Genomic DNA, 10436 nt, shown 5'->3' with positions numbered 1-10436 from the left:
GGCAACGCCTCAGCCCAGGGGAACACTCACCCAGGCAATCGTCAGTGACACCGTCAGGATCGACAGGACCGTCGAAATGAAGATCGCCGCCGACGCCCGTTGCGGTGCCGCGTTGTAATGCAGGGCCAGAATGAAAACATTCCCCGCCACCGGCAGGGCCGCCGCCGAGATCACAACCGCGGCTGAAAACGGATCAATCGGAAAGATATACAACACGCCAATGGCCACACAGACGGGGTGGATGGCGAGTTTGCAAAAGCTCAACCACAGGGCCACCTGAAAGCGTTCGGCGGATTTAGAGGCCAGCGACGCACCAATGGCAAACAGCGCGCCGGGTGTGGCGGCTGCCCCGAGGATCAACAGGAATTCATTCATCGGATCCGGGATGGGGATGCTGAAGGCGGACCACAACAGACCCAGAGAAATCGCCACGATCATCGGGTTCTTCAGCAGGCCCAGGCTGACAGTGCGCAGGATCGACAGGCTCATGCGCCCATCGCGCGATCCCGTGATCAGAATGACGATCAGACTCGAGAACACGATCAGATCGACTGCCAGAACCAACATCACAGGCCCGATGGCGGCCTCGCCAAAAATCACGGCCAGCATCGGAATGCCAAGAAAGCCCGTGTTGCCGATTGCCGCGCATTGCGCCTCGATCGCGGCCGTTGCCACATCCAGCTTGCGCAGGAACGCCACGAAGGTGGCGATGCCATAGACAAAGGCGGTTCCCCAGAGATAGCCAAGGACAAGGTTGCCGTTGAACACCTCTTCAAAGGACAGGTTCGCGGAAAAGCGAAACAGCATTGCGGACAGCGCAAAGTAAAAAACGAATTTGGTGAGATATGCGGTCGCTTCCTGGGTGAAAAAGCGCGTGCGGCCAGCCCAGTAACCCAGGCCGATCAGCGCAAAGAACGGAACGGTTCGCAGAAAGATTTCGACCATGCCCGAGGGTTACGGACTTGAACACGCCTGTGCAAGAGACGGCAAGGAACCAACATGCAAAATATCACCCGCACGCAATCAGTTGAAGCTGAACCGGTCAGTTTATATACTGAACCTCAGGCGTGTTTCGGAGGGGACATCTTGCAAGCAGCTGAGATCGTGCGGACAGGTCGCAAATTCGACCAGGTGCTTGCGGGTGCCCGAGAGGTGTTTCTGGCCGACGGCTTCGAGGGGGCCAGCGTGGATGACATCGCCAGGGCCGCTGGCGTGTCCAAGGCGACTCTCTACAGCTATTTCCCCGACAAACGGCTCCTGTTCATGGAAGTGGCCCGGCTCGAGTGCGTCCGCCTTGGCGAGGAATCCATACAGAAGATCAACTCTGCCGCGACCCCGCGCGAGGTCTTGAGCAATGCCGCGCGTCACATGCTGGGTTTCATCCTGTCGGATTTCGGCCAGCGGGTGTTTCGAATCTGTGTGGCCGAGGCGGACCGGTTTCCCGATCTCGGCCGCCAGTTCTATGAGTCCGGTCCCATGATGGTGCGCGCGCGCATGAAGATGTATCTGGCCGATGCCGTGTCCCGGGGCGAGTTGCAAATAGATGATCTGGACCTGGCGGCGGATCAGTTTGCCGAGCTGTGCAAAGCCGATCTCTTCCCACGTTGGGTGTTCAACATCGACCCGTCCTTCTCGGAAGAAGAAGTCACGCGGGTCATAGATGGCGCGGTGGACACGTTTCTGGCCCGCTACGGCGCTTAATCGACGCGGCGGATTTCCAGCTGGTTGCCGGACTTGCGGCTTTCGAACCGGTTGAGGTCCTGCACAAGATCGCTCAGCTTGGCTTTGCCATAGGTCCGCGTGTCGAAATCCGGGTTGTCAGCCACGATATACTGGCCCAGTTGACCCAGCGCATACCAGTCGCTTTCCTGCGGGATTTTCTCCATCGCCTTGAGGATCAGCGGAATGGCCTCGGAAGGAGGCGCTTTGACGCTTTTCGCGCGGCCTTCGCCTTTGGGTGCGGGTTCATCGATGATATTTTCTATCAGGATAAACCGGTTGCACACATTTCTGAGCGATTCCGGTGCCTTCGCCTCTCCGATCCCGATCACATCCAGACCCTGTTCGCGCACCCGGTTGGCCAGCGCGGTGAAATCGCTGTCCGAACTGACCAGTACAAACCCGTCAAACCGGCCCGTATGCAGGATGTCCATCGCATCGATCACCAGCCCGATATCGCTGGCATTCTTGCCCACTGTATTGGCGCTTTCCTGATGTGCGACCAGCCCGAGATTGCGCACGACCTTCGACCATGAACTCAGCCTTTCGGATGACCAGTCCCCATAGACGCGCCGCAAGGCGGGTTCTCCAAAGGACGTGATTTCCTTGAGAATCGCGCCAGCATGTTTTGCCGGGATATTGTCGGCATCGATCAGAACGGCATAAAGCGGTCGGCTGCGGTCGGTCATCGGACGATCCTTGGGTTCGTTTTACACCAGAGGTTCCGACGGCTATGTGCCGCCGGGCCTTGGGATTCCATGTTCAGCGCGCGCGCTCGATCAGTAGATCACAACCGATCGGATCGACTTCCCGGCATGCATCAGATCGAAGCCTTCGTTGATCTTTTCCAGACCCATGGTGTGGGTGATCATCGGGTCGATCTCGATCTTGCCATCCATGTACCAGTCCACGATCTGCGGCACATCCGTGCGCCCGCGCGCGCCACCAAAGGCGGTCCCGCGCCAGCTGCGCCCGGTGACAAGCTGGAAGGGGCGCGTTGAAATCTCGGCCCCCGCAGGCGCGACGCCGATGATGATGGATTCACCCCAGCCCTTGTGGGCGCTCTCCAGAGCTGTCCGCATGACCTGCACGTTGCCCGTGGCGTCAAACGTGTAATCCGCGCCACCCTTGGTGAGGTTCACCAGATAGGGCACCAGATCGCCCTCGACCTCCAGAGGGTTCACGAAATCGGTCATGCCAAAGCGCGTGGCCATCGGAACCTTGTCGGGGTTGATGTCCACGCCGACAATCTGATCCGCACCGGCCAGACGCAGGCCCTGAATGACGTTCAGGCCAATTCCGCCTAGGCCGAATACGATCGCCCGTGATCCGATCTCGACCTTGGCCGTGTTGATCACCGCGCCAATGCCCGTGGTTACGCCGCAGCCGATATAGCAGACCTTGTCGAAAGGCGCGTCAGGGCGGATTTTGGCCAGCGCGATTTCCGGCAGGACCGTGTGATTGGAAAAGGTGGAACAGCCCATGTAATGCAGGATCGGATCACCATCCAATGTGGTGAAGCGTGACGTGCCATCAGGCATCACACCGCGCCCCTGGGTCTCGCGGATCGCCTGACACAGGTTGGTCTTGGGATGCAGGCAATAGTCGCACTCGCGACACTCCGGCGTATACAGAGGGATCACATGATCGCCGGGCTTGAGCGAGGTGACTCCTCCGCCCACCTCCAGCACCACGCCTGCGCCTTCATGACCCAGAATCGCCGGAAACATCCCCTCGGGATCGGCACCGGACAGGGTGAACTCATCGGTATGGCAGATACCGGTTGCCTTGATCTCTACCAGAACTTCACCGGCGCGGGGGCCGTCCAGGTTCACGTCCATGATTTCCAATGGTTTACCGGCCTGCGTGGCCACGGCGGCGCGGGTGCGCATGGGTCGTTCTCCCTCGTGTCTTGGTTTTGCTCAACCGTGGGCGAAAGCGCCCGGCAAATCAAGGGGGCGTTACTCGCCGTATGGCACCCATATGTTTTTCACCTCGGTTGAGGCTTCAAGGAAGCTCTGCGCGTCGGACCGGGACCAGTCCCGATCAAGGCCGTTGTTGACCCAGCTTCGCTTGATGTTGTGGGCCGCTTCGCGCTCGATCACGGCCGAGATGTCGGCCGACGAAAAGCTCCAGACAGCCTGCACATCCATGTGACCCGCCAGATGCGGTGCCAGGTCGGCATGTGACCCCGTCAGAATATTGACCACGCCAGCAGGCACATCCGAGGTATCGAGGACCTGATAGAAATCCGTGGCGGCCAGCGGGAAGGGTTCGCTTGCCACCAGCACTGTGCGGTTGCCCATCGCAAGGGCCGGAGCCATCACCGACACAAGCCCCAAAAGCGGCAGGTCATCGGCACAAAACGCGCCGATGATCCCGACTGGCTCGTGCATGGCCAGCGCCACGCCCCGGATCGGAACGCCATGCACCCGGCCATCGTATTTGTCCGCCCAGGCGGCATAGGTGAACAGCCGGTCAATCGAGGCTGAAACCTCCTCCTTGCCACCGCGTTTGCCGGTCAGGCTGTCGATGCGCGCGGCGAATTCCTTGGCGCGCGCCGACAGGTTTTCCGCGATGTAATAGAGGATCTGCGCGCGCAGATGCCCGGTGGTCTTGCCCCAGCCTGCAGCCCCCTGAGCCGCCTCAACCGCGTTGCGGATATCCTTGCGGCTGGCGATGGGCACCTGTCCAAGAAGATGACCCTTCTTGTCATGAATGTTCTGCGAATAGCCGCCATCAGGGCGCGTCTGCTTGCCACCAATGTAAAGCTTTGGCGTGCGGTCGATCCCGCCATCCGGCCCCTGGTCGCCTTCGAACGCGATCACCGGGGCAAGCGGTCTGGTTTTGCCCTTGGGCTTTGTATAGGCCCCAAGGCCTTCCCAGCCACCTTCCCGGCCAAAGCCGCTTTCGCGCAGCCCGCCGAACCCGGCGGCGGCGTCAAAGAGGTTCGTGGCATTCACCCAGACGACCCCGGCGGCCAGTTTGGGCGCAATATCCAAGGCAAGATTGACGTTTTCGGTCCAGACGGTGGCTGCCAGCCCATAGCGTGTGTTGTTGGCCAAGGACACCGCCTCGGCAGGTGTTCGGAATGTGGTCGAGACAAGGACGGGGCCAAAGATCTCTTCCTGCATCAAGGGATCAGAGGCGTTCAGACCCGTGATCAGAGTGGGAGGATAAAAGCAGCCTCCCTCTGGCAGCGGCGTGTCCGCGCGATAGGTCTCTCCGGCGGTATTGGCCGCTACCAGCCTGGTTATGGTTTCCAGCTGCACCGGATCAACGATCGCCCCCACGTCGATGCATTTATCGAGGGGATCGCCAATGCGCAGCCCATCCATGCGGGCCTTGAGCTTCTTATGGAAAGTCTCTGATACACCTTCCTGCACCAACAGGCGCGACCCGGCACAACAGACCTGTCCCTGATTGAACCAGATCGCATCGACCAGCCCTTCGACCGCTGAATCCAGATCGGCATCATCAAATACGACATAGGGGGACTTGCCGCCCAACTCCAATGTCAGTGCCTTGCCGGACCCGGTTGTGACCTGACGGATCTTGCGCCCCACTTGGGTCGAGCCGGTAAAGGCGATCTTGTCGATGTCGGGATGAGCAACGATCATTTCACCCACGTCACCATCGCCGGTGATGATGTTCACCACACCTTTCGGCAGGCCCGCCTGCCGGCAGATATCGGCAAAAAGCAGGGCCGTCAGAGACGTATACTCGGCCGGTTTCAGAACCACCGTATTGCCCATCGCAATCGCCGGCGCGATCTTCCAGGCCAGCATCAGCAACGGAAAGTTCCACGGGATGATCTGACCGCAGACGCCCAAAGCAACGCGGTCGGGCAACGCCTCGTCCATCAACTGCGCCATACCTGCGTGATAATAGAAATGGCGCTGGGCCAGAGGGATATCTATGTCACGCGCTTCGCGGATGGGTTTGCCATTGTCCAATGTCTCAAGCACGGCAAAGAGGCGCGCATGTTTCTGCAAGAGCCGCGCGATGGCATAAAGATGGCGCGCACGCCCCGCACCGCCCAGACGCTGCCATTTGCGCTGCGCGGCCCGTGCGGCAGAGACCGCCGCATCGACATCGGATTGCGTCGCTTGGGACAGCGTGGCCAGCGTCTCTCCGGTTGCCGGGTTGCGGCTGTCAAATCCCTTTGAGGGCGGGGTAAAGGCACCGTCGATGAAATGGCCAAAGCGGTCGCCCTGATCCACCAGCCAAGCCAGCGCCTCGGCGGCACTTTCCGGGGCGGGTCCGTAGTCCATCGTGTCGAAGATTTCCTTGACGGTCATGGGGCGGGGTCCTTTGCGACGCGGCCTTCTTGCTCCAAGGCGTGTTTGGTGGCGGTCGAAAGTCGGGCGATCAGGCCGATGCGGCGGTTCAGACACAGCGCAGTCATCAGCTCACCGGATGCCTGTGGGCTGCCGAATAGCGCCCCGTCACATAATGCTCCAACTGGCGTTCGATATCTCCCAACAAGGAGGATGCCCCAAAGCGGAACAACTCGGGCTGGACCCAGCGAGGACCCAGCTCATCCTTCATCAACGCCAGATAGGTCAGCGCATCCTTTGCCTTCGAGATACCGCCCGCAGGCTTGTAGCCGACCCGATAGCCGGTGCGCATGTGATAGTCCCGTATCGCCCGGATCATCACCAGGGACACCGGCAGCGTGGCATTCACGCCTTCTTTGCCGGTCGATGTCTTGATGAAATCGGCCCCCGCCATCATGCAGATCACCGAAGCGCGCGCCACGTTGCGCAGGGTGCCCAGCTCTCCTGTGGCAAGGATCGCTTTGACATGAGCCTCACCGCAGGCGGCGCGGAATGTGCGCATCTCATCATACAGCGCCTGCCAGTTGCCGGACAGGACATGCCGGCGCGAGATCACGATATCGATCTCATCGGCACCCGCGTCGACGCTTGCTTCGATTTCCTTGACGCGCAGATGAAACGGAGAAAGGCCCGCAGGAAACCCGGTCGAGACAGCCGCCACAGGAATGCCTGTTCCCTTCAAGGCCTCCACCGCCGCACCGATCATGTCGTGATAGACGCAGACAGCGCCGACGGTGATCGCCTCCATGCCAAGCGCGGCCAGGATATCCGGGCGCACTGGCTGATGCGCCTTGGCACACAGGCGGCGCACGCGGTCTTCGGTATCGTCCCCGGCCAAGGTTGTCAGATCAATGCAGGTGATGGCCTTCAACAGCCAGGCAGCCTGCCATTCCTTCTTGACCGAGCGACGCCCGGGCAGCGTTGCCGCGCGACGTTCGATGGCCGAGGTATTGGCCTGAACAGAACGGACCCACTGCATATCCAGCGCCATGCCGGGGTTGCGGGCATCGCTTGCCTGCGGGAATTGCGTGGGCTGGGACAGGGCGGATTTCTGCATGGGGCGCTCATGTCTTGTTCAGACAGCAGGTTCGCATTTGCGCGTCCCCTTGGCAAGAAACCTGCAGGCTGACCACGGGTCCAGGCCTAGCTGCCGCGATAGGTCGAATAGCCGAACGGCGACAGCAGCAGTGGCACATGATAATGCGCATCCGCATCCGAGATCCCAAAGCGGATCTGTATGACGTCCAGAAACCTCGGGTCCTCAGGGGGCGTTCCTGTGGCGCTCAGATATGTGCCGGCCTCGAAGACCAGCTCGTAGGTGCCGACCTCAAAGCGGTCTTTGGGCAGAATCGGGCTGCCTGTGCGCCCGTCCTCATTCGTCATGGCCTCCGCCAGCATCTCGCGGGTGTCTCCGGACAGGCGGAAAAGACGGATCATCAGCCCTGCAGCGGGCACGCCGCGCGCCGTATCCAGAACATGGGTGGTCAGATAGCCCTCAGCCATTGTGCGCCCTCCTGGCGGTGTTGCATAAGCTTTTGGGTAGCGTAGTTTTGGCAGTGCTGAAAAGGGTCCGGCTGGAAAGCTCTTTCAAGTATTTTTTGAAAGCCTGCGCAAACCGACTGGCATAAACTGAAAATGCCAATGATGAAGGGGCAGTGAAAGATGGCGCGTTACCCGCGAAACATGATCGGTTACGGGGCCAACCCGCCGGATGCTCAATGGCCCGGCGGCGCGCGCATCGCCGTCCAATTCGTGCTGAACTATGAAGAGGGCAGCGAGAATAACATCCTGCATGGCGATGCCGGCTCCGAAGCCTTCCTGAGCGAGATCGTCGGTGCCGCTGCATGGCCCGGCCAACGCCACTGGAACATGGAATCGATCTATGAATACGGGGCGCGTGCCGGCTTCTGGCGCCTGCATCGTTTGTTCACGCAGGCGGATGTCCCGGTCACGGTCTACGGCGTTGCCGATGCTCTGGCGCGCAACCCCGAACAGGTCGAAGCGATGAAGGACGCAGGCTGGGAGATTGCCAGCCACGGTCTGAAATGGATCGAACACAAGGACATGGACGAAGACTTCGAGCGCGACCAGATCGCGCAAGCGGTGCGCTTGCACACCGAAGTGGTCGGAGAGCCGCCGCTGGGCTGGTACACCGGGCGCAGTTCGGCCAACACGGTGCGCCTGACAGCCCAGACCGGGCAGTTCGCCTATCTGTCGGATGCCTATGATGATGATCTGCCCTATTGGCTTGATGTTGACGGGCGGGCGCAGCTGATCATTCCCTATACGCTGGATGCAAACGACATGCGGTTTGCCACGCCGCAGGGGTTCAACTCGGGCGATCAGTTCTTTGCCTATCTCAAGGACAGTTTCGACGCGCTCTATGCCGAAGGCGAGGCAGGGGCGGCCAAGATGATGTCCATAGGCCTGCACTGCCGCCTGATCGGCCGGCCGGGCCGGGTGCAGGCGCTGCGGCGCTTCATCGACTATATCAAGGGGTTCGACCGGGTCTGGTGCCCGCGCCGCATCGACATCGCGCGGCATTGGGCGGACACGCATCCTCCGGTGGACAAACTGCACCCTCACCTGATGGGCAGACCGGATTTCGTCGCGCGCTTCGGCGGCGTTTTCGAACATTCGCCCTGGATCGCAGAGCGTGCGTTCGACCTCGAGCTTGGCCCGGCCCATGACACCCCGGCAGGCCTGCACAACGCCCTGGCGCGCGTCTTTCGCAGCGCTTCCGAGGCGGAACGCAGGGGCGTGCTCTGCGCGCATCCCGATCTGGCGGGCAAACTGGCCGCGGCCCGAAGGCTGACGGCCCAAAGCACCTCCGAGCAGGCCAGCGCCGGTCTTGATGCCTTGACCGATGCCGAGCGCGCGTCGTTTGGCGAGTTGAACACGGCCTATGTTGAAAAGCATGGCTTTCCCTTCATCATCGCGGTGCGAGATCACGACAAGGCCGGGATCATGGCGGCATTCAAGCGACGTATTCACAACGACACACCCGTGGAATTCGAAGAGGCCTGCAAACAGGTCGAACGGATCGCACGGCTCAGGCTGGAGGACATCCTGTGAGTTACGCCTTCCCCCCCGGCGGCTTGCCCGGACAAGAGGTCAGCCCGGTCGGCACCGCCATCTTCACCCAAGCCTATGCGGTTCTTCCCGCCGAGACCCAGCGCGATATCGTCACCAGCCTCCTGCCGGGCTGGACGGGCGCGCGGGCATGGATCCTGGCGCGCCCCCTCAGCGGCTTTGCCGAGACATTTGCCCAATATGCACTGGAACTCTCTCCCGGGGGTGGCAGCGATACGCCCGAACCTGATGAAGGCGCGCAGGCGATCCTGTTCGTGGCCGAAGGGCAGGGCGAACTCACCCTGAACGGCCAGTCCCACCCACTGGAACCGGGCAGCTTTGCCTATATCCCGGCAGGTTCCGACTGGGCGCTGTGGAACCGCAGCGACGCGTTGTTCAAGACGCATTGGATCCGCAAACGCTGGGAACCGGCTCCGGGTCTGGGCAAACCCGACGCTGTCGTCAGCCATGACCGCGACGTGCCGCCCAGTGCCATGCCCGATTGCAACGGCGTCTGGGCCACGACCCGCTTTGTCGATACGCAGGATTTGCGCCATGACTGCCACGTCAACGTCGTGACCTTCCAGCCGGGCGGGCGCATCCCTTTTGCCGAAACCCATATCATGGAGCATGGGTTATATGTGCTTCAGGGCACGGCCGAATACCTGCTCAACACCGATTGGGTCAAAGTCGGACCCGGAGATTTCATGTGGTTGCGCGCCTTCTGCCCGCAAGCCTGCATCGCGACCGGGACCGAGCCGTTTCGCTATCTTCTCTACAAAGACGTGAACCGGCATCCCAAGCTATGAGCGAAACCCGCGATATCGTCTGCCAGCCGCTCACCGCGCAGGCCTTTGCGCCTTTTGGCGATGTGCTCGAGGTCAGCGGGGAACCCGACAAGCTGATCAACGCAGGCCTGTGTGGGCGCTATCACGATCTGGCGAAGCTCGATTTCGGCAGGGATGGCCGTGCCGGGATCAGCCTGTTCGACGCCCAGCCACGCAGCCTGCCCTACATGCTGGATCTTCTGGAATGCCATCCCGAGGGTTCACAAGCGTTCCTGCCCATGACCCAGCACCCTTTCCTGGTGATCGTGTCGCAATCCGCCCTTTCCAGGCCGCAGGCATTCCTGACGGCACCGGGGCAAGGCATTAACCTCCATCGTGGCACATGGCATGGTGTTCTGACACCCTTGCATGCGCCCGGCCTTTTTGCGGTCATCGACCGGATCGGAGAGACCGCCAATCTGCAAGAGCATCGCCTTGATCTGCCATGGAGGATCGTGGCGGGATAAGGGGCGCTGAC

General features: G+C 61.1%; 10 protein-coding genes. 4 read left to right on the top strand and 6 right to left on the bottom strand.

Translation table 11 applies throughout. From position 1 onward, the window contains the following. Positions 1 to 9: 9 nt before the first annotated feature. Positions 10 to 945 carry an AEC family transporter gene (locus WAO69_RS03015; protein WP_422176566.1) on the bottom strand — a complete coding sequence of 312 codons (936 nt, stop codon included), beginning with the start codon at positions 943 to 945 and terminating at the stop codon, positions 10 to 12. 138 nt (positions 946 to 1083) lie between these two features. Here WAO69_RS03015 and WAO69_RS03010 point away from each other — a divergent pair, with 138 nt between their 5' ends. Then, a complete protein-coding gene (locus WAO69_RS03010) occupies positions 1084 to 1701 on the top strand; it encodes a TetR/AcrR family transcriptional regulator (protein WP_422176599.1) in 618 nt (205 codons plus the stop codon). On the opposite strand, the gene WAO69_RS03005 is transcribed toward WAO69_RS03010, so the two are convergent. From WAO69_RS03005 to uraH, 5 genes are all read right to left on the bottom strand, one after another. Next, positions 1698 to 2408 (bottom strand): NYN domain-containing protein, encoded by a 711-nt coding sequence (locus WAO69_RS03005; protein ID WP_422176565.1) that lies wholly within the window; start codon positions 2406 to 2408, stop codon positions 1698 to 1700. The genes WAO69_RS03010 and WAO69_RS03005 overlap by 4 nt on opposite strands. A 90-nt stretch (positions 2409 to 2498) precedes the next feature. Then, positions 2499 to 3611, bottom strand: a complete 1113-nt coding sequence (locus WAO69_RS03000) for an S-(hydroxymethyl)glutathione dehydrogenase/class III alcohol dehydrogenase (RefSeq protein ID WP_422176564.1) — start codon at positions 3609 to 3611, stop codon at positions 2499 to 2501. A gap of 69 nt (positions 3612 to 3680) precedes the next feature. Next, positions 3681 to 6020 (bottom strand): aldehyde dehydrogenase family protein, encoded by a 2340-nt coding sequence (locus tag WAO69_RS02995; RefSeq protein ID WP_422176563.1) that lies wholly within the window; start codon positions 6018 to 6020, stop codon positions 3681 to 3683. Positions 6021 to 6126: 106 nt separating this feature from the next. Next, a complete protein-coding gene (gene deoC / locus WAO69_RS02990; protein WP_422176562.1) occupies positions 6127 to 7116 on the bottom strand; it encodes a deoxyribose-phosphate aldolase in 990 nt (329 codons plus the stop codon). An 86-nt stretch (positions 7117 to 7202) separates the two neighbouring features. After that, positions 7203 to 7562, bottom strand: a complete 360-nt coding sequence (gene uraH / locus WAO69_RS02985; protein WP_422176561.1) for a hydroxyisourate hydrolase — start codon at positions 7560 to 7562, stop codon at positions 7203 to 7205. 159 nt (positions 7563 to 7721) lie between these two features. On the opposite strand from uraH, the gene puuE reads away from it, so the two are divergent. From puuE to WAO69_RS02970, 3 genes are read left to right on the top strand one after another with little or no spacing between them, the layout of a single operon-like run. Beyond that, positions 7722 to 9134 carry an allantoinase PuuE gene (gene puuE, locus WAO69_RS02980; protein WP_422176560.1) on the top strand — a complete coding sequence of 471 codons (1413 nt, stop codon included), beginning with the start codon at positions 7722 to 7724 and terminating at the stop codon, positions 9132 to 9134. Beyond that, positions 9131 to 9940 (top strand): bifunctional allantoicase/(S)-ureidoglycine aminohydrolase, encoded by an 810-nt coding sequence (locus WAO69_RS02975; protein WP_422176559.1) that lies wholly within the window; start codon positions 9131 to 9133, stop codon positions 9938 to 9940. The genes puuE and WAO69_RS02975 overlap by 4 nt, the downstream gene beginning before the upstream one ends. Further along, positions 9937 to 10425: an ureidoglycolate lyase gene (locus WAO69_RS02970; protein ID WP_422176558.1), complete on the top strand. Its 489-nt coding sequence runs from the start codon at positions 9937 to 9939 to the stop codon at positions 10423 to 10425. The genes WAO69_RS02975 and WAO69_RS02970 overlap by 4 nt, the downstream gene beginning before the upstream one ends. Positions 10426 to 10436: the final 11 nt, after the last annotated feature.

Source organism: Aestuariivita sp. (genome assembly GCF_049276915.1).
Classification (GTDB): domain Bacteria; phylum Pseudomonadota; class Alphaproteobacteria; order Rhodobacterales; family Rhodobacteraceae; genus Aestuariivita.
Note: the sequence above shows the minus strand (reverse complement) of the source record. Positions and strands in the feature narration are given on the sequence as shown.